Consider the following 19,256-nt stretch of genomic DNA (forward strand, 5'->3'; position numbering starts at 1 on the left):
GGCCGGAAGCGGACATTTGAGTGACCGATAGCCGGCTGCCGTCCGCCCTCTGACGATGGCCATCTACGCCGGCAATCTGTTTATTGATGAATTTTCATCCCGATGCAATGAGAGTTCGCGGAAAGCAGGAACGCACGCAGTTCATGCCCAGCCCAGTCACGCAATCGATTGGTGCTTTGCGCCAATCCTGTATTTTATGAATGGGCCTTAATGCCATTTCCCAGTCGAACTGCAACTGCTATGGCCGATCCTAGCCCGACTGTTGCAAGCCGGCGAACGGATCGTACTGATCGCTGCCGCGGCGGGCCGCGTTCATTGGGGGCCAGGGGCTTCCACAGGTATTCGCCGGGAGGCAGGTCGACGGTGCGCGTGCGGGGCGAGGTCGGCATTTCCTGGGCGCAAAGTGGCAGCAACCAGAGACACGCCAACAGGACAAGCACGGTTCGCATCCATCCGGCCGGATGCACTCTCCAGGCGCCAGGCAGGCGACGGGAAATGGATGCGACGGTCATCTGCCATCCCCCGGCACCAGGACCGCGGCGCCTTCGACGCGGCCCGCCCGGAGGTCGGCCAGCGCCCGATTGGCATCGTCAAGCGCATAGCGCTGCACATGCGTTCGTACCCCTGCGCGTGCTGCGACGTCGAAGAAGGCGACGGCGTCCTGGCGCGTCAGGTTTGCAACCGACACCAACTGGCGCTCCTCCCAAAGCAGCCGATACGGGAAGCGGGGGATGTCGCTCATGTGGATGCCCGCGCAAACCACGCGCCCGGCCTTGCGCACCGACCGCAGCGCAGCGGGGACCAGGCCGCCGACCGGTGCGAAGATGATGGCGGCATCCAGGGGTTCCGGCGCCGGCTCGTCGGAGCCGCCGGCCCAGGACGCGCCCAGCGACTTGGCGAATGCTTGCGTGGACCGGTCGTCGGGCCGGGTGAATGCGAATACACGCGTCCCGCGCCAACGCGCCAGCTGGGTCACGATGTGCGCTGCAGCTCCGAACCCGAAAATGCCCAACCGTTCTGCCGGACCGGCGGCGCTCAAGGCGCGCCAGCCGATCAGGCCCGCGCACAGCAGCGGCGCGGTTGCGACGGGATCCGTCCATGGCGCACCGAGGCGTATGCAGAACGCAGCGTCCGCCAGTACGTGGGTGGCGTATCCGCCATCGCGGGTGCACCCGGTGAACTCGGCGAAATCGCACAGGTTCTCGAGGCCTCGCTCGCAGTACCCGCAACGACCGCAGGTCCGGGCCAGCCATGGCACGCCGACGCGCTCGCCAGGCTCGAACGCGGTCACCCCGACCCCGAGCGCATCGACGATGCCCACGATTTCGTGCCCGGGCACGATCGGGTATGTGGCTTGCGGCAGTTCACCGTCGGCGACGTGCAGATCGGTACGACAAACCCCGCAGGCCTCAATGAGGATCCGGATCTCGCCAGCTTGCGGCACGGGCACCGGAAGCGGCGTGTCGATCAGTGCCGAGTGCGGATGCTCCAGCAACATCACATGAGCTTCGACAGGCATCGCGATCGCTCTAGGAACTTCAGTGCCCGCGCCGGGCGGAGCCCGGAACGGGAAGTGCCGAGGCATGCGGGTGTCGCCGAGATCGAACACCGATCCAGGCCATCGCCACCACGCTGCCCAATGTCGCAAGTGCCATGTCGTGCTGCGCATCCCACGGATCGCCCTGGGTGCCAAGGTAGGCGACGCCAAGATCGCCGCCGAACACCAGTGCGGCGGCCCATTCGGCCAGTTCGTACACGACCGAATTCGACATCACGAACGACACCGGCAGGATCCACCGCCACACGCCCTGCGGCGGTGCCCGCGCCGCGAGCAACTCCACCACCGCGGGCGTGATCAGCAGGCCATACAGGAAATGCATCGCACGGTCGTAATGGTTGCGCGTCAAGCCAAGCATCTGGTCGGGCGAGAATCCGGACAACGACCTGATCCAGCGGTCATAAGGCACTTCCGAATAGGTGTAGTGCGCACCGATCTCGTGCAGGACCAGGAATACGAAGATGGCCGCGTAGCTGGCATTGGATAGCCGCACCCGGCGGAAGGACCAGACCAGCATCGGCACGGCCAGCAGAACCGCCACGTTTTCAAGCAGCCAGTCCTGGCGGTATCGCGGCGCGATTGCCAGCGCGACCCATATGCCCGCGAACACCAGGAACAGGGCCCGCGGCGCGCGGTCGCCATGACGCGGGGCCGGACCTGCATTCGACGCCGGAAGGTCCATGTCAGAGGCCGAACGGATAGGTGTCCGGCGGTTCGTGCCGGGTCCAGCGCTCGTTGATGTCGAACGGCTCGACCGCTGTCGTCTCGTCGAGATGGAACACGGCATCGAACTGGGCGCTCAGCGAAGCGTTGAAGTAATGGCTCGCCATTTCGGTCTCAGGACGGTACACGACGCCGATCGCGCGCTCGAGCAGGGGAGGGGCCAGAGCTTCGGCGACGCCCGCACGCAGCGGCAGGAAGAAGCGATCCAGATGGGTGGTGTAGAACAGGTGCTCGCAACTGTCCTTGTGCGCGGGACGCACCCAGCGTCGCTCTGCCGGTGCGTCCCAGTCGCGCGCGGCGGTGACATGCCCGGTGTAGGTGGTGAATCCGACCAGCAACGTCTGCGCAGCGCCCGCCTGTTCACGCAGAAGCTGCCCGACGTTCCACTCGCCGCGTTCGCCCATCTGCGTGGCTCGCGCATCGCCCAGATGGGAGTTGTGCGCCCACACCACGATCCGGCCCGGTCGCCCGCCTTCGCGCAGGTGTCGTCGCAGCGCGAACAGCGTATTCACCATGTGCGCGTCGCGCAGGTTCCAGGTGTTCGTGCGTCCGCCGAACATCGCCCGGTAGTAATGCTCGGCGTTGAGCACGACGTAGGCATTGCGCTCGGCGAAGAACTGCTCGTCCTGCGCCTCCGCGCCATCTTCGGCCAGATAGCTGGGCGCCATGCGCACCAGGTCGATGAGCATGGCCGCCGCCGCATCGCGGCAGGGTGGTCGCAGGCCGAAGGCAGCTTCGTAGCCGTAGTCCTGCGGATCGCGCACGTGGTCCAGGCCGGCGTAGAGCCGCCGGGCGGCCGCGGCCTGTTCGGGATCGACGCCTTCCAGGTAGGCGGTCACCGCATCGGCCGAACGGTAGAGGCTGTACAGGTCCAGGCCATAGAACCCGACGCGAGACGCGGCAGGCGTCTGTGCATTGTGCGCATGCAGCCACTGGATGAACGATCGCACGGCCTGGTTGCGCCACATCCAGGTCGGGAACCGCTGGAAATCGCCGAAGGCCTCGTCGAGCGATGCGTCACCGGCGCCGTGCACGTAACGGTTGAGTCGGTAGGCGTCCGGCCAGTCGGCTTCCGCGGCCACGGCGTCGAAACCATGTTCCTCGATCAGCCGACGGGTGATCTCCGCGCGCATCGCGTAGAACTCGTGCGTGCCGTGCGTCGCCTCGCCTAGCAGGACGAACGCGCGATCACCGACCATGCCCAGCAGCGGGTCGTGATCGTGGGAACTGCCGCCAAGTACGTTGGCGCTGTTGCGGATGGCACCCAGGATAGTCGGGTGGCGGACGGTCATGCGGGCCTCGATCTCAGGGCCGCGGTATGCGGCTTCAATCGAGCATGGCTCGCGATTCCCACGGCATCTTGATGCAGGTCAATACCGGTGGCTCCTGGCACGACATAGTTCAGGGGCTGCTGGAGTTAATCTCATGGTTTCACTGCCTTTCCACGACCGTGATGATGCTGCCAGGCAACTGGCGGTCGTGCTTCAACAGTACCGCGGTAGCCACCCCGTGGTGCTGGCCATCCCGCGCGGCGCGGTGCCAATGGGGCGGATCATCGCCGATGCGCTGGAGGGCGAACTCGATGTGGTGCTGGTGCGCAAGCTGGGCGCGCCGGGCAATTCCGAGTTCGCAATTGGCGCGGTGGACGAGCGGGGCAGGGTGATGCTCTCCGAGCACGCTTACTGGGCAGGAGCCGACGATGCCTACATCGAACGCGAAGCTCAGCGCCAGCTTGCGCTGATCCGAGAGCGCCGGGCGCGCTACCGTCCCGGTCAGCGCGGGATCGCACTCGCCGGACGCACGGTGATCGTGATCGATGATGGCCTCGCCACCGGGTCGACGATGACCGCGGCATTGAAAGCGGCACGCGCACAAGAGCCCGCACGCCTGGTTTGCGCAGTACCCGTGGCCGCGCGCGACAGCCTGGCGCGGGTTTCCCGGTTCGCCGATGACGTGGTCTGCCTGGCTACGCCATCGCCGTTCAACGCAGTCGGTCTGTACTACCTGGATTTCGCCGGAGTCACCGATGAGGACGTGATCGGTCTGCTCGCCGCCCCGGTCGCTGGAACGGCATCTCCAACGATCTCGAATCAGTCGGTGCGCATCCCGGCAGGGAACATCGTCCTCGAAGGTGACTTGATCGTGCCGCCGTCGCCGCGCGGCCTCGTGGTCTTCGTCCACGGAAGCGGCAGCAGCCGGCACAGTCCACGCAACCGTTTCGTGGCGACCGCGATGAACCGGCGCGGGCTGGCGACATTGCTGTTCGACCTGCTGACGCCGGAGGAAGACCGCAACCCGGCAGCGCGCTTCGACATACCGTTGCTTGCACAACGTCTGGAAGCGGCGCTCGCGTGGACCCGGCACGAACCGTCCTGCAAATATCTTCCGCTCGGGCTCTTCGGCGCTAGCACCGGGGCTGCAGCGGCGCTCGTGGCGGCCGCCGCCCGGCCGGATGACGTCGCCGCGGTGGTCTCGCGCGGGGGGCGGCCCGACCTGGCCGGAAGGCAGGCGCTGTCGCAAGTGCGTGCGGACACGTTGCTGATCGTGGGCGGTGCCGACCTGCAGGTGTTGGACCTCAACCGTCTGGCCTACGCGGCGATGGGCGGCCGCGCGGAACTCATAGTCGTCCCGGGCGCCACGCATCTGTTCGAGGAGCCGGGCGCACTGGAGCGGGTTGCGACCATCGCGGGCGATTGGCTGGCACGGATGCTTCCCCACGGTGGCGGACATGCGGCTGCAGCCACAGGATCAGCGCCCGGATGAGGACGGCAAGCCGCCGCTTCCGGGCGACAGGACCGTGCCGACTGCCGATCCGGGGCGATAGGTCTTTGGCGATGATCTGATTTCCGAGGCGCTGAACCGATCCGGCGGCATGCTGCCGTCTTCCTTGCTCGATGCGTTGGCCGCCACCCAGCCCGAGGCTGGCAGCGAACTACCTCCGGCACTGGCCTATATCTAGACCTTACCCAGGATGCCTTGGGCCGCATCAGCGAGTTGCGTAACCGATCCAATACATTGGACGCGCGCTACCGCTACGACGCGATGAGCCGCCTGGACCAACTGCAGGATGGTCCCAACGGTACACCGCTGGAAACCTACACCTATGACGCTACAGGCAATCGTACCGGTAAAACTACGTCGGCCGGCACCGCAACGTATGCCTACCCCACAACCAGCCATCGTCTGTCGTCTGTAGGTGGGGTAGCGCGGACTTACAGCACCAACGGCAACACCGCGTCGGTGGGCGGCACCGGGTTGGCGCTGAGCTACGACGACAGCAATCGCTTAGTTCAGACCCAAATCAATGGCGTGACGGTGATGAACTACGGCTACAACGGTCGTGGCGAGCAAGTACGTCGCTTCATCGGCGCTAGTTGGAGTGTCGTGCTCTGAGGGTTGGTGCCGAATGCGCTCGAAAGCAGAAGAGAGACATCCCTTGCATTGGTCCTGAATGTCGCTGGGCTCTTCACGATTTTGAGCGACGCGCGAATAACGAGATGGAGAGATACAGATGCAAAGCATTCGGGTGGTAGTCGCTATGCTTGTTCTTGCTTGTATCGGCGGATGCGGAAAGGCTGACTCCGACGAGTTCGTTCTTGGAATGCCAGCGGGTTGCTCCCCCCTTTCCTCTGATCGATCCGAGGCCTTCGAGAGGGTTGCGCTGGACTACTTTAAGCGCGACCTGGGAGTGCCCACTCTTTCGGTTGGAGTGTTAGTGATAGAAGACTGCGAGAACAAGATCGTGGTCCCTATAGAAGCAACGACTAAGCAGGTTCCAACGCCAAGGCACTGGTATGTTGAGTTTCCGGGGAAGAGGCAAAGCGAACCGGTGTTGGTCGGGCCCCTGTAGAACTCCTTGGCTTCAGCTAAGCCTAGCCAATCGCCCCGGCCGAGGTTTGTCCAACAGGTTGTTGGGCAACGCGCCGGGTTCCTCGAATACGCCAAAGCTGCGCCAGTTCAAGCTGGTCGATGGGGACGTTAAGATCGACTATAGATTTTCCAATTCGAAAGACGAAGACTGAATCAAGAGGGCGCAATGTCGGAGCAGGCAGATCAAGGACGAGTGCCCGCGCTTGAGCAAATGCATCACCGAAGCGATCAATAGCGATCATGCCGCCGGCGGCATGATCAGTTCTGCGATGGTTTGCAAATGGCGGCTATCGACCCAAAGCGGACATTCGGTTGCGGCGCAAAGCGGATCGCGGAGTGCGTCGACCGAGCGACTTCAGCAGACTGACGAGAAGAGAGCCGGTAGTTCGCCGGCCTTTTCCATGAGCGTGATAAGCCAGACGCTTAGCAAGGTCATGCGGCTGGATGCACTGCGGCAGAGGCTGCCGGCGTAGTTCAACGCTGCACAGCCTGGACTCCGGCGCCGCCGGAGCCAAAGTTGAACTGAGGGACTGGTCGCCACCGAAAAGCCCCGCTATTGGCGGGGCTCTCTTATGTCGCAGCTGTCACCTGTTCACCGTAGCGTTCGGTCGGATCTAAGGGTGCGAATCATCCCGTGTAGCCCTGACTGCCGCGTTCCCGCATTCGATGCCCAGAAAGCTGTGCGCGACGTGCTCGCTGAGTACCGCGTAGAGCCGTTCGTCGACTTCGGTCAGCACTGCCTCCCATAAATGCGGCAGCGGATGCCCTTCTGATTCGACGGCACCGCAATGCACCAGCGGCCCATGCAGGCGTTCGGCTTCGCGTGAGGCTTTCATGCAGTCCGGTACCAGCAAATAGATTCCCGTAGCTCCCCTGTACACCGTGTAGTTCATGTCAGGGCCTCCGGACAGCTGCAACTGAAAATTACGCCCCTCACGCCACTTTCACAAGGAAAAGCAGGTGCCGTTCGGTCGCTGAAGAAGGCGTCGGGAAGGGGGCGTCGGGATGGTCGTATTCGGGAGAGGGCGAGACACGGCGGCAGCCCTGGCCGCTGCCGGCCGGGAGCGGGCACGCCTGGGGGTTCCGGTGCTGCGGGCCTACTACATCGTGCGATCGACTCAGCTATCGGCAAAGATGCGACAGGACAGGGTTTATGGAGACCCCGAGAGGGTGCGGGGCTGCGCCTGACGTCCCATGCGCCGGAATTCCCCGAGATCTCCGGCAAAGGCGGGGGGCGGGAGGCCCGACGCAGGCTGCGGTCGGCACGCTTCACACCGACCTATGTCGAATTCGGGTCCGGCCGCTCGTCGTAATGTTGAAAGGGCTACCCCCAACCGGTTTTCACCAGGAGCACGTCACGATGACCATCACCATTACCGCCTTTGAACGATCGCCCGACGGCGGCAAGGGGCTGGCGCGCGATACGCGCGTGCGCTGGGCGCTGGAAGAAGTAGGCCAGGCCTACGAGGTCCGCCTGGTTTCGTTCCGCGCGATGAAGGAACCCGCGCACCTGCGCCTGCATCCCTTCGGCCAGATTCCCACCTACGAGGAAGGCGATCTGGTCCTGTTCGAAACGGGCGCTATCGTCCTTCATCTCGCCCAAACCCGCGCGGGCCTGTTGCCGGACGATGCCAACGCGCGGGCGCGTGCGATCACCTGGATGTTCGCCGCGCTCAACACGGTGGAACCGCCGATCCTCGACCTGGTCATCGTCAGGTTCCAGGAAGGCGACAAGCCCTGGGCCAAGGAGCGCCTGCCCCTGGTAGCGGAACGCATTCGCGATCGGCTGGTCCAGCTGTCGGCCCGCCTGGGCGACGCCGAATGGCTGGACAGTGCGTTCAGCGCGGGCGATCTGATGATGGTGTCGGTGCTGCTCAGGCTGAGGCCGTCGGGCATCCTCGATGAATTCCCGAGCTTGGCCGCCTATGTCGCCCGCGGCGAAGCGCGGCCCGCCTACCAGCGCGCGTTCGCCGCCCAATGGGCGGTCAACGCCGCCAAGCCACAAGCCGGCTGATGGTTTCGTTTCGGGATGGGAGCCGCTATCCGAGGCGACGATCCGCGTTCGATCCCAAGCGGACGCGCCGATCGACTTCCTCTGTCGCGAGGACATAATTAAAGCAATGACCGCTAGCGCACTAGCGGTCGTCGATGGCAGCTGCAGCGGGCTAGAACTTGCCGTTCTCGTTCTTCCAGTCCGCGCGTGGCGGGATCGCTTCGATGGTGTCCCAGTGCTCGGCGATCTTGCCGCCCTCGACTCGGAAGAGGTCGTAGAAGGCGGTGGGCTTGCCGGCGAACTTGCCTTCGCTGACCACGAGCACGAAGTCGCCTTCGCCCAGCACCCGATGGATGCGCTCGTATTCCATCGTGATGCCGGCCTCGGCCATCGCCTTCAGAGCCGCACCCAGGCCGCTCAAGCCGTCGGCGATCTGCGGGTTGTGCTGAATGTAGCGGTCGCCGTCGAAATAGCCGGACAGCTTGTCCATGCGGCCGTTGACGAGGATGTCCTCGACGAAGTCGCGAACGAGCGACTTGTTCTGCGTGGTCAGCTCGACATCGACAATTTCGGTGGCCCCGTCGAGCATGTTGTGCCCGCTCGGGTTCGGCCCCGCCGTGGTCTGCAAATTGTCCCAGTGCTCCACGATCAGGCCGTCCTCGAACCGGAAGATGTCGAAGCCCACTTTCGGGCCGAAAAAGTCGTAATCCGTGTGGGTGAAAACAAACTCGCCATCCTGGAACACGCGGACCGTATTGACCCGCGCGGAGCCGGCAGGAAGTTGGGCCAGCAGCGCACCGAAGCCGGCGAGGCCGTCGGCAGCGCCCAGATTGTGCTGGATGTACTGGTCGGGGTTGATGACGGCTATTGGCGCGGCAGCGCCGGTTTCGATCGCCTTCAAGAGATCGACGGCTTGCTGCTTCTGGATAGTCATGGTTTGGATTTCCGGGAAGGAGAGGGGAGCGCAACGGGTCAGGCTTGAGGCCAAAGCGCGGCGCATCGAGGGTCATTGCTCTTGGCCGGAGCAGATTGCCGGGGACTATTGATTCGAAAAACCGCCTAACCGATGATTTACAGTTCGCAAAACGTGAACAATGCAGATGCGGGCACCGGTCGATCTCAGCCGTCTCGATGTTTTCCTCGCCGTCGCGGAAGTACGGGGCTTCACGGCTGCCGCGGAGCGGCTGGGCACGACCAAGGCGATGGTCAGCCAGCAGATCGCTCGCCTCGAAGCCGAAGTCGGCACGAGCCTGTTCACCCGGACCACGCGTCGCGTCACCCTGACCGAGGCCGGTCAGCAGTTGTTCGAACGGGCGGCGCCTCTATTGCGGGACCTCGGTACGGTGCTGGATGAGGTCGGAGGCTCGGACAAGGCGCTGACCGGCACCCTGCGGATTACAAGCTCCGACGACTACGTGGAGGCCGAGCTTGGGCGGCAACTCGCTGCCTTCGCCCGTCTGCATCCGCGCCTGAGCATCGACTTGGTGACGAGCGATGAGGTGATCGATCTCGTCGGCGAGGGCTTCGACGTCGCGGTTCGCACCGGCTGGCTGCGCGACTCGTCGCTCCACGCCGTTCGCCTGCGTGAGCTGGAGCAGTACGTGGTGGCGGCTCCCGAACTGGTATCCCGCCAGCCCGGGTGCGCGTCGCCTGCCGACTTGGCGGCTTGGCCTTGGATCGCTCTGTCGCGGCTGCGCTCGGCCCTGACGTGGTCGTTCACGAACGAGCGCGACGAAGTATCGGTACGTGTGACCAGCCAGCTGCGAACCAACTCGACGGCGGCGTCCCGCGCACTGGCACGGGCCGGCGCGGGTGCGACCGTCCTGGCCGATTTCATGGTCGTCGATGCCATCGAACGCGGCGACCTCGTCCGCCTACTCCCAGGCTGGTCGCTCCCTCGTGGGGGCGTTTATGCGGTGTATCCCTCAAGCCGGCACGTGCCGGCCCGCGTCCGCCAACTGCTGGCGTTTCTATCCAGGGCCTGACGTCCGCTTTGGATCGAAAGCGGCCCCGTTATGCCAGGCCCGACCTCATAACGACGGCGATACATCGCCAGTTCGAGTCTCTTCTTCCCATATCAATGAGCGGACTTTCTCACCGCGGGCGACTGCTCAGCAGCAGGCCGCCACCCGCCACGAGACAGGCCAGAAGGGCTGCGATCGACAGCGGCAGATGGAACTCATTGCTGCCGGCAACGGCGAACCCCAAATGGATTGCGGCGGTGCCGACACCAAGCGCGCCGCAGAGCACAGCGTAGCGGCGCGCCGAGGGGCGCCCTAACAGCACCTGTTGGTAGCCATGCAGCACCACGCCGACGGCGAGCAGATTGAACAGCAGGAAGCCTTGGATCCCGCCGGGCGCGTGGAACATCTTCCACTCCTCCCAGAACGCTGCGTCGATTTGATGCAGGATCAAAGCCAGCAGCGTTGCCGGATACCATCGCTCCATGCCGCACTCCACTCTTTCAGCCGGCCATTCTACCAAGCGTCAGGGATGACCGGCCTGGAGTCTTGGCCGGTTCGACGAGTGGCATTTGGGAGCACCCAAGCAGCCAAGCCCGATCAACGCGCAGGCTCAAGGAAGACCGCGGCGCCTTACTTCACGTATCGCGCCAGCAGCCGGATGTAGGCGGCCTGGTAGCCGTTGGAGTTCTCAGTGATCGGCCACGAATTCAGCGGCCAACTGTCGTTGAAATCCTTGTACGCCTTCTGCCCGGGTTGGCCGTACGGCGGCGAGGGGCGGGCCGAGCCGCATCTCGTCGATATGCCGGGACAGCGTTCGTCCCAGTCGTACTGCGTGTTGTTGGCGCCACCCACCAGGAAGCCGGGCGCGGGGCCGTACTGCGAGTCCCGCACGCTGTCCCACGGGCTGCCGTCGGCGAACCACGAGTGGAAGAATTGATCCACCGAGTTTTCCGCGCCGTAGGCGCCCATGTTCGACAGGTAGGTCTTGCCCAGCGGGTTGACGCCATGCAGGTAGTGCAGGTACGCCGCGCCTGCGTCTGCGATCTCCGCGGAGCTGTGCTGGCTCAGGCCGTACAGCCCTTGGTCGGCGAACATGCCGCCCGCGAGCGCCTTTATCCCGTTGCTGCCCCATACGTAGCCATCGAGATAGGCGCGGTAGGGATCGCGCTGCGCCGCGATGGCGCCCCAGCCGGCATAGTCGGGGCGTTCCCAAAGCTCGGTATAGCGAGTGCGGATGTTCTGCGCCACGCTGGCGGTCGCGCCCGGCAGCGATGCGTAGTAAAGCAGCGGACGGTTCACGCCGGCGCCGTAGGGCGATAACCACCAGGACGAGAACATCTGCTCTTCGGTGTAGTGGCTCTCGACGTAACTGCGGTACGCCGTGTCGCCGGTCAATGCGTACAGATAGATCGCCGCCACCAGGCGCAACTGGGCACGGCCCTTGTCGTCGGTCTCCTGCTGGCCGGCGCCCAGGCCCTGGGTGCCGCGGGAAGCATCGTTGTTGTAGAAGAGCACGTTGGGATTGGCCATGGCCCAGTCCCAGGCTCGCTTTGCGCGCTGGCCGAGATCGGCGGCGTAGGCGTCGTAGGCCGGCTTGTTCAACGAGGCGTAGACCTTGGCGCCATAGGCGTAGGCTGCCGCGGATGCCAGCGTCGCCGAGGTGCTGGCATCGCCGTACAGGCTCTGCCCGGTGGCGGCGGAAGGCCGACCGCCGCCACCGGCCGAGGCGAGCCCGACGATGGACAGCACCGAACCATCGGCGTTCTGCATCCGCACCTGCCAATCCAGGCCCCACTTTACCTCGTCCAGGATATCGGGCACGCCGTTGCCGGATTCGGGGAGATTGAAGTCGTCGGTCCACACCGATTTGTTCTCGGTGTAGGCATGCAGCAGATCGACGACGTAAGCGGCGCCCCAGCTGGTGTACTTGTTGAAGTCGCCGGCGTCGTACCAGCCGCCATGCAGGTCGCGCTGTGTCGATGCGTCGCCGGCGGCGTTGTAGCGGCGGGCCTGCGTATCCTGCAGCGGACCCATGTGGCTCGCGCTGTCGGCCCACCTGGTGCCCGCGTACTGCGCCAGCTTGGCGTGGCCGGCGCGTTGGTAAAAGAAGGCGCGCACCGCCTGCACCAGCACGGGCCGGTAAACGTTGGCGCCGATCTCGAACCGGGCCGAACGGACGTTGAGCGCCGCGTCCACGACCTCGTAGGTGCCGGCTGCGGTGACCGCGCTGAAGTCGAATTGCCAGGCGCGATCGCCGGACGAGGCGTCGATGTCGCCGTTCTTCCAGGGCGTGGGCGAGCCGCTGAACACCACGGTGTTCGTCGCTACATCGACCACCTGCAGCGTCGGACCCGGCACGTACTGGTCCGCGCTGTCGAAGCCGATTGCTGGATCGCGCAGCACGGCCACCTTCTTCAGGCTGGGCAGATAGCCGAACTGATCGACGACGATGAACGGGCCGTTGCCCACGAGGTCGATCAGGGTCGGTGGGAGCGGCCCTCCCGTCATCCGGATCGGTGTGGTAGCGGATACCGCGGCGGCTTCGATTCCGACTCCAGCTCCGGTTTCACCTTCAGCCCCGGCTTCTACTCCAGTTGCGACAGCGGTCGCAGCCCCAGTTGCGGCTACGGCTCCAGCTCTGGCTTCGGATGCGTGCGCGGCCGGCGACGACGTTTCGCCGCCATCTCCGCAGGCCGACAGGCCGGTCACCATGCCCAGCAGAACGGACAGGACCACCGTGCCCCGCAGATATCGTCGTGTCATTGCTTTACTCCACTTGCCGTAAGTCACGGCGGCTTCTACGGGTACGGCTGGATTGGCGGCGTCGGCTACGTGTCGGCTCGATAGCGGCCATCGATCGACGACGGCTTCCCCAAAGCGGACGCATAGCATCGTCGCGGAAATGTCGACAGGGATCACCAGCTGTGCCGCAACCCTGCCTGGATGGCCCAACGACGCTCCGTTTCAGCACCCGTGGCGCCGGATGCCTCCAGGAACAGGGACGTGCGCTCGTTGCCGAAGTCGACGTCGCCGCCCAGCATGAACTCGCCGCTCGTACCTTTCCGGTCGGACGTATCGGGGACGATGCTGCCGCCGTCCTTGGACGCGGCGATGTCGAGGTTGTCGCCGAGGTAATGCAAGGCCGATGCGCGGACGTACACATTGCCCGCCAAGCGCGCGCCCTGCAGCGTCCTGCCGAAGGCGACGCCGGCGCGCGCGTATGAGGTGTCGAGCTCGTCCTGGCCGATCCGCACGCCATTGCGGGTGGTGTAGTCGCTGCCGCGGATGGCGCTCAGCGACAGACCGAGTTGGGGTTCGACGTAGTAGGACTGGGCAAGCTTGAAGCTGCGGCCGCCTTCGGCATACAGCTGGCCTGCTTTCGTCCGGTATTTACCGACGATATCGCGGCCTTCGGAATCGCGTGCGGCGTACCGGTTCTCCAGCGACGATGCGCTCGCACCGAGCAGCAGATAGGCGCCATTTTCGGCATTCCAATGGCCATAGGCGCCCAGCGTGGTTCCGGTCAGATCGCCCCTGCCTTGCGCGTAGTCGGCGGTCGAGCGGAGCTGTCCCGCGCTGAACCCGACGGTGCCGGCGCCGGTACCCAGCGCGAAACCGCGATCCGCGCCGATGGTCATGCCGCGGTAGTCCTGGCGATAACGACGCGAATGCGCGGTCTCCGTCGTGATTTCGCCGGCATCGGCCTTGGCCCAGATTTGGCCATGATCCGCATCGCTGTCGCGCAGTCGATTGCGCAGGTGCTGCGGCGAGTCTTGCGCGTCGGCCATCCACAGATTGACGAGGCTGTCTGCGGCATCGGCCGCCGACAGCACGGTCTGCGATGGCAGGATTCCGCTGTTGCCTCCCGGATTGCCCCCCGGATTGCCCCCGGTATCGACGTCGGTACCGCCGCCCGCTCCGACGATGTTGATGCCGGTCAGCACGACCTTCTTTCCGCCATCGGTCAATGCCACCTGCGGCGTGTAGGTGAACTGCACCAGATCGTTTTCGTAGGTCCCGCTCCATTGGCCGTTCCGGCCGGCCACTGCCGAGAACGCGGCGCTGCCGCCCGCGGCGGCGCTGGCGTCGACGATGACGATCGGCGTAGCCGCGGGGATCGACCGGCCGGCGCGAATGCTCGCGGCGTTGACCCAGGAGGTGTCGTCCAGCACCGGGTCGTAGACGATGCCCACGCCCTGCGTGCCGCGGGCGGAGAAGCTCTTGATGCCGCTGCCGAACACGATCTGATCGGCGCTGACGGCGCCGGCCTTGCCGGTGATGTCGCTGAGCAGCATGAACCTGGCGCCGTCGGCCAGCGCGACGCTGGCGCCGGTGCCGGTGCTGCTGCTGTCGACGAGCAGCCGGCGATAGGTATGCGCCGGCACCGTGCCGGGTACGAAACGGCCCCAGGCTCCGGCCATGTCGATCGCGCCGTCGTTGCCGATGGCCAGCGATCCGGTGCCGAAATCGTTGGCCAGCGTACCGGTACCCTCCGGAATCCACGTCGCGCCGTTGGCGAACGCCAGATCGGCCTTGCCCACCGTGAAGCCGGCGTCGGTCTGCCGGCCGTTGACCAGCCCGCGCAGCCAGGAGTCGGAGGTATCGAAATTGAGATCGACCGAGCCGATATGGCCGTTGACGCTGTCGGTCGCGGTGGCGATGTTGCCGTCGAGCCGCACGGTGCGGCCGCCGGCCTGGTTGACGGCGACGCTGGCGTCCTGGCTGTCGATCGGCACGCTCCAGATCGAATACGCGGCGTTGCCGCCGACCGCGGTCGTGGACACCGTCAGCCCGCCGGCGACGTCGACGGTGCCGAAGTTGCGGATGCCGTAGACCGCGCACACGTCGCAGGTGGAGACGACGGTGAACGACACCGGCGCGGTGGGCGAGGTGAAGGCGATCGTTCCGCTGTTGACCAGACCATAGGTTTCCGCCGCCGAGGCGATGTCGACGTTCACCGCGCCGCCGAACGTCATCACCGCACCGGGCGAGCGGTCGTTGCTGAGGCCGGAGGGATTGCCGAACGGCACGTAGCCGCCGCTGTTGCGTACGCGCACGTCGACGTCGCCATGCCAGGTCATCCGCGCCGAGCGATGGGTGTTGGCGATGCCGTGCGTGGAGCGCGGGCCCTCCACGTTGATGGTGGCGTCGCCGTTGACTTCCATGATCCCTTGGTTGCGCACGCCGAAGGCGGTCGAGCCCTCCGAGACCGTGGTCAGCGACAGCTTGCCGTTCACCGTCAGGCGGCTGCCGACGTTATCGTTGTAGATCGCATGGGAGTTGTCGCTGGGCCAGATGCCGCGGGCGGTGATGCTGGTGTCGCCGTTGAAGGTGATGCTGCTGCCTTCGGAGTTGTAGACCGCGTCGAGCGTGCCGCGGCTTTCGGCGAGGATCGTGGTCGGGCCGTTGAAGACGATGTTGCTGCGCCCCGAGGCCCAGACCGCCCGCGCGAAGCCCTGCGTACGGGCGTGGAAGTCGGTGGCTCCGTTGAACACCGTGGTGCTGCCGCCGCGGCCGATCACCGCGTGCGCACCGTTGCCGATGCCGAGGCCGAAATCCGCGTCGTCGGCGTTGGTGGAGATCCGGGTGTTGCCGTTGACGGTAACCGTGTTGCCGTCGTTGAGGATGCCGATCGCCATCCCCCGGTTGGTGCTTTCCGGGCGGACCGCCGACAGGTTCAACCAGCCGCCGCCGACCACGTCCAGGACGACCGGCGGTTTGCCGCTGGTAATGGACATGGCAAGCACGTCGCGGTCGACGCCTTCCAGCGCCACGTTGTCGCCGTTGACGAAGCGGTAGTGCAGGGTGCCGTTTTCGTCCGCGATGTCGTAGCCGGGATCGTAGTCGCCGGCGCCGCCGGGCCGGTCGTTGTCGGCGACGCCGGTGACCGTGTCCTTGTAATCGGTCGCCTGCACCACGGCAGGCCGCGCCATCGCCCCGGTCACCAGGGCGGTGACGACGGAGAAGTACAGCGTCTTGCGGCGGCGCTGAGTGAGATCGCGCTCGGCTTGCTCGCGTGCATTGTCGATGATCGACTGCCGCCACAGCAACGGCAGGTTCGAAACATCGTCGTTGCCGGGTGCGACGGGGCGCGAACTGGACATGGATTTCCTTGGATTGCGTTCAAAAAGGCGGCACGAGTGTCCAGCCGCCCGATGGCAGAAGCATGCCCGGGCATGCTCAAGCACGCGCTGTCCTCCCGGTGCGCTGGGATGGTGGCCAAGTCAGCCCCCTACTCGATGTTGCAGCCGCAGCTTGGCCTCGATCGCAGCGACGGCGCATGCATCGAGGACGCAATATTCATGCAAGGCGCATGGGCATTTGCCGATTGTTGGAACGGCAGCACACTTGCACTTGGGTCGCGGTCACGCTGTGCAGGATTCCCTGCCGCTTGCAGCGCCGGCATGCTTTTGCAGGCATGCTTTCGCAGGCATGCTTTCGCAGGCATGCCACCGGCTTGCCGTGGCATGGCTGGTTCGCAAGACGCCGGTTCGACCAGCGTCTACGGCAGCCGGCGCTCTCCAGCCAGCCGTTTCGCCCGCTGCTCCGCTGCTCGCCCGGTTTCGACATCGCCCAGCGCCTGATGCAGGCGCGCCTGCACCCAGGCGGCGCGCATGTCCTGATCGGCCCAGGCACCGATACGGCCGCCGATCACGCCGGCCTGGTCGAGGCGGCCCGCTTCGATCAACGCGGGCACATAGGAGTAGGCGACCGCTACCAGCCATTCCGGCACGCCCAGGCGTTCGGCGCTGGCCATCGCCTCGGCATGGCGGCGCAGCGCCGGTTCCAGCCGGCCCTCGGCCAGGTCCTGCTCCGCTTCCATCAGCAGCGCGCCGGTGCGCAACCAGTCGTCCGGTGCTGCATCGACCCAGGCGCGCAGACGCTCGACCTCGCGCCGCGCGGCGTCGAGCCGGCCCAGGCTGCGCAGGCCGCGAATCAGCACCATCTGGTTGCCCAGGTATTCGCGGCGATCGCTTTCCTCCAATGCCGGCTCCGCCACCTGCTGCGCCAGCCGTACCGCGTCCTCGGCCTGCCCGCGCTGCAGCGCGATCCGTGCCAGCAAGGCCTGCGCCTCGGCACGCAAGGCCTCTTCCTCGCTCGCATCGGTTTCGGCGAGGATCGACTCGGCCAGGGCCGTGGCTTCCTGTAGCCGGCCGTTCTGCGCCAGTACCCAGGCGCGGCAGATGCTGCGCCCCCAATCACGGGCGAATTGCGGCGACCAGAAGCGGTCGGTGGTCGCCAGCGCTTGCTCGAATTCGAGCAGATTTTCCTGGATCTCGGCGGTCGCGATCAGGGTCACGGCCAGATCGTTTTCGGCACCGACCGCCTCGAAACGGTCGGCGGCACGCTGCAGCAGCGCCAGCGCGGCTCCCGGCTGACCGCGTCGACCGGCGACCACACCCAGGCGCTGATCGGTACGGGCGATCTCGCGGATGTCGCCGCTGCGGACGAAGGCCAGTCGCGCCAGGCTCAGATCCGCCACCGCCTCCGCCTCGTCCAGGCGCGACAGCGTCAACCGCACCCAGCCGCGCTGCGAGTAGACATTGCCGAGCACGCCCGGCGCGTTCTGGCCGCGCAACAGCGCCAGCGCCTCGGTCAGGACGCGCTCGGCCTGATCGTACTCGGCGCGGTTGGCGTGCAACCAAGCCACCGACGTCAGTACGCGCGCCCGCAGCACCGGATTCTTGTCGGCCGGAAGCTGCTTCAACAGGTCGTTCAACCGTTGCTCGCAGGCTTTGCGTTCGCCGCGATCGCAGTCGACCTTGGCGGCGACCAGCGCGATTTCGGGTTGCTGCAGCCATTGCGCCGGAGCGCGTTGCAGCAGTTCCAGTGCCAGCGGCAAGCGGCCCGCCAGCCGCGCCGCGGTGACCTGTTGCAGCAATTTTTCCGGATCCGCCGGCGAGCGGCTGCCGTCCATCGGCGGCGCATGTCCCAGCGCGACCAGCAGATCGTCCGCGGCCCGGCGCGCCGCGACCAGTACATCGCCGGCCTGGGCCTCGGCGTGCAGGGCGCGCCCCTCGTTCGGATACGCCGCCAAGCTCACCCGCCAAGCGCCATCGATGCGTTCGACCCGCGGTTGCACGCGCAAGGAAATGCCGAGCCGTGGATCTGGCGGGACGCCGGGCGCGGCCTGCCTCCATTTGGTCGATAAGGCCAACGCGGTCTCGCTCGGCACCGTTGGCAGCGCGCCGAGCCGCAGCCGGTTCGCCACCAGATCCATCAGTCCCAGACGCAACCAGGCCCAGTCCTCGGGTGCATCGATTTCGGCCGGCATTACCCATGCCGTGTACGGCTCTGTGGGCGCGGCTGGGGGCGGAGTCGGAGTCGGCGGCGTCCTGGTTGCGAACACGACGATAAGGGACACGGCCACCAGCAGCGCCGCCATCGGCCAGAGCCAGCGCGGCCGCAGCGGCAATCGTTGCCACCGGGATTTCCGCGACGGCGCTTCGGTTGGCGCCAAGTCCGACATCGGCGCTGCGTCCGGTATCGGCTCATTCGCGGCGGCGGCTGCCGCAACCACTTCGGTTTCCTCGATCGCGGTATCGGCGACCCAACGAAAACCCAGTCGGGGTACCGTGCGGATGCTGTGCTGGTCGTTGCCGCTATCGCCGAGCACCTGGCGTAAACGCACGATGGTATGCGCGAGCGTGGATTCGCTGACGTCGGTGCGACCCCACACGGCGGAGATCAGCTCGTCGCGGCCGACCGGACGATCGCGGTGCTCGATCAGATAGGCGAGGCAGTCGAGAGCGACTACGGGCAACGCCACCGGCTGGCCGTCCCGAAGCAGCTCGCGTGCATGCGTATTCAGCTCGAAACCGCCAAATCGATAGCTTCTTTTCCTTATCGACATCGGCGGCCTGTGCTTATTCGTGATGGCCCGCACGTTGCAACTCGCGTGCGGCGCCGGACGAGTCTATACCATGCACTGCGACGCGCGCCGATGCGCGCCTGTCGGAACCCGACGTGCTTTTTGCTGCCGTATTTTAGCGAAGATTGAACACCGCTTCCGACCCCTGAGCGGTCGCTGGCGCAGTGTGCAAAGGACCATCCAGTGAGGGCAAGACACCTCTCGGCCCGGATCGTCCCCATGCGCGTCGGTATAGGCTCACGCGCGCACGGACTGCGCGTGAGCCTCTGACTTCCT

At 65.8% G+C, this 19,256-nt stretch carries 14 protein-coding genes; 4 read left to right on the forward strand and 10 right to left on the reverse strand.

Annotation, left to right across the window (positions count from 1 at the left end; all coding sequences use genetic code 11):
• Positions 1–508: 508 nt before the first annotated feature.
• Genes ASD78_RS19170 through ASD78_RS19180 form a run of 3 tightly spaced genes read right to left on the reverse strand, consistent with a single transcriptional unit; the run spans position 509 to position 3,573 of the window.
• A complete protein-coding gene (locus tag ASD78_RS19170; protein WP_235565927.1) occupies positions 509–1,519 on the reverse strand; it encodes a zinc-dependent alcohol dehydrogenase family protein in 1,011 nt (336 codons plus the stop codon).
• Positions 1,520–1,538: 19 nt separating this feature from the next.
• Entirely contained in the window at positions 1,539–2,240 is a 702-nt protein-coding gene (locus ASD78_RS19175) for a DUF2238 domain-containing protein (RefSeq protein WP_056104462.1), read from the reverse strand.
• Position 2,241: 1 nt separating this feature from the next.
• On the reverse strand, positions 2,242–3,573 hold the full coding sequence (locus tag ASD78_RS19180) for an erythromycin esterase family protein (RefSeq protein ID WP_056104465.1): 1,332 nt from the start codon (positions 3,571–3,573) through the stop codon (positions 2,242–2,244).
• 133 nt (positions 3,574–3,706) lie between these two features.
• Between ASD78_RS19180 and ASD78_RS19185 the strand changes: the two genes are divergently transcribed.
• Entirely contained in the window at positions 3,707–5,044 is a 1,338-nt protein-coding gene (locus ASD78_RS19185) for a phosphoribosyltransferase family protein (RefSeq protein WP_056104468.1), read from the forward strand.
• Between the two features lie 213 nt (positions 5,045–5,257).
• Complete coding sequence (locus tag ASD78_RS20985) at positions 5,258–5,674, forward strand: hypothetical protein (protein WP_156087892.1); 417 nt, start codon at positions 5,258–5,260, stop codon at positions 5,672–5,674.
• 479 nt (positions 5,675–6,153) lie between these two features.
• Here the strand turns inward: ASD78_RS20985 and ASD78_RS20990 are convergent, their stop codons facing one another.
• The gene (locus tag ASD78_RS20990) at positions 6,154–6,393 is read right to left on the reverse strand and encodes a hypothetical protein (protein WP_156087893.1); all 240 of its coding nucleotides are present in this window, start codon (positions 6,391–6,393) and stop codon (positions 6,154–6,156) included.
• Positions 6,394–6,765: 372 nt separating this feature from the next.
• Complete coding sequence (locus tag ASD78_RS20995) at positions 6,766–7,044, reverse strand: hypothetical protein (protein WP_156087894.1); 279 nt, start codon at positions 7,042–7,044, stop codon at positions 6,766–6,768.
• 467 nt (positions 7,045–7,511) lie between these two features.
• On the opposite strand from ASD78_RS20995, the gene ASD78_RS19190 reads away from it, so the two are divergent.
• Entirely contained in the window at positions 7,512–8,165 is a 654-nt protein-coding gene (locus tag ASD78_RS19190; protein WP_056104470.1) for a glutathione S-transferase family protein, read from the forward strand.
• 151 nt (positions 8,166–8,316) lie between these two features.
• Here the strand turns inward: ASD78_RS19190 and ASD78_RS19195 are convergent, their stop codons facing one another.
• The gene (locus ASD78_RS19195; protein WP_056104472.1) at positions 8,317–9,078 is read right to left on the reverse strand and encodes a nuclear transport factor 2 family protein; all 762 of its coding nucleotides are present in this window, start codon (positions 9,076–9,078) and stop codon (positions 8,317–8,319) included.
• Between the two features lie 160 nt (positions 9,079–9,238).
• Between ASD78_RS19195 and ASD78_RS19200 the strand changes: the two genes are divergently transcribed.
• Positions 9,239–10,129, forward strand: a complete 891-nt coding sequence (locus tag ASD78_RS19200) for a LysR family transcriptional regulator (protein ID WP_056104474.1) — start codon at positions 9,239–9,241, stop codon at positions 10,127–10,129.
• Between the two features lie 109 nt (positions 10,130–10,238).
• Here ASD78_RS19200 and ASD78_RS19205 read toward each other — a convergent pair whose 3' ends face one another.
• The 4 genes from ASD78_RS19205 to ASD78_RS21000 form a co-directional block, all read right to left on the reverse strand.
• On the reverse strand, positions 10,239–10,592 hold the full coding sequence (locus ASD78_RS19205; RefSeq protein ID WP_056104476.1) for a DUF6713 family protein: 354 nt from the start codon (positions 10,590–10,592) through the stop codon (positions 10,239–10,241).
• 146 nt (positions 10,593–10,738) lie between these two features.
• Complete coding sequence (locus tag ASD78_RS19210; protein WP_200944279.1) at positions 10,739–12,898, reverse strand: glycoside hydrolase family 9 protein; 2,160 nt, start codon at positions 12,896–12,898, stop codon at positions 10,739–10,741.
• A 125-nt stretch (positions 12,899–13,023) separates the two neighbouring features.
• Entirely contained in the window at positions 13,024–16,212 is a 3,189-nt protein-coding gene (locus ASD78_RS19215; protein WP_056104481.1) for an autotransporter outer membrane beta-barrel domain-containing protein, read from the reverse strand.
• Positions 16,213–16,610: 398 nt separating this feature from the next.
• Positions 16,611–18,995: a transcriptional regulator gene (locus ASD78_RS21000; RefSeq protein ID WP_162250190.1), complete on the reverse strand. Its 2,385-nt coding sequence runs from the start codon at positions 18,993–18,995 to the stop codon at positions 16,611–16,613.
• Between the last annotated feature and the right edge of the window lie 261 nt (positions 18,996–19,256).

Source organism: Lysobacter sp. Root667, from assembly GCF_001427715.1.
Lineage (GTDB): Bacteria > Pseudomonadota > Gammaproteobacteria > Xanthomonadales > Xanthomonadaceae > Lysobacter.

Coding starts and splice junctions, on each gene's coding strand:
- ASD78_RS19185 (WP_056104468.1), top strand. CDS start 3,707: ATGGTTTCACTGCCTTTCCACGACCGTGATGATGCTGCCAGGCAACTG.
- ASD78_RS19215 (WP_056104481.1), bottom strand. CDS start 16,212: ATGTCCAGTTCGCGCCCCGTCGCACCCGGCAACGACGATGTTTCGAAC.
- ASD78_RS19175 (WP_056104462.1), bottom strand. CDS start 2,240: ATGGACCTTCCGGCGTCGAATGCAGGTCCGGCCCCGCGTCATGGCGAC.
- ASD78_RS20990 (WP_156087893.1), bottom strand. CDS start 6,393: ATGATCGCTATTGATCGCTTCGGTGATGCATTTGCTCAAGCGCGGGCA.
- ASD78_RS19205 (WP_056104476.1), bottom strand. CDS start 10,592: ATGGAGCGATGGTATCCGGCAACGCTGCTGGCTTTGATCCTGCATCAA.
- ASD78_RS19195 (WP_056104472.1), bottom strand. CDS start 9,078: ATGACTATCCAGAAGCAGCAAGCCGTCGATCTCTTGAAGGCGATCGAA.
- ASD78_RS19170 (WP_235565927.1), bottom strand. CDS start 1,519: ATGCCTGTCGAAGCTCATGTGATGTTGCTGGAGCATCCGCACTCGGCA.
- ASD78_RS19180 (WP_056104465.1), bottom strand. CDS start 3,573: ATGACCGTCCGCCACCCGACTATCCTGGGTGCCATCCGCAACAGCGCC.
- ASD78_RS20995 (WP_156087894.1), bottom strand. CDS start 7,044: ATGAACTACACGGTGTACAGGGGAGCTACGGGAATCTATTTGCTGGTA.
- ASD78_RS19190 (WP_056104470.1), top strand. CDS start 7,512: ATGACCATCACCATTACCGCCTTTGAACGATCGCCCGACGGCGGCAAG.
- ASD78_RS19200 (WP_056104474.1), top strand. CDS start 9,239: ATGCAGATGCGGGCACCGGTCGATCTCAGCCGTCTCGATGTTTTCCTC.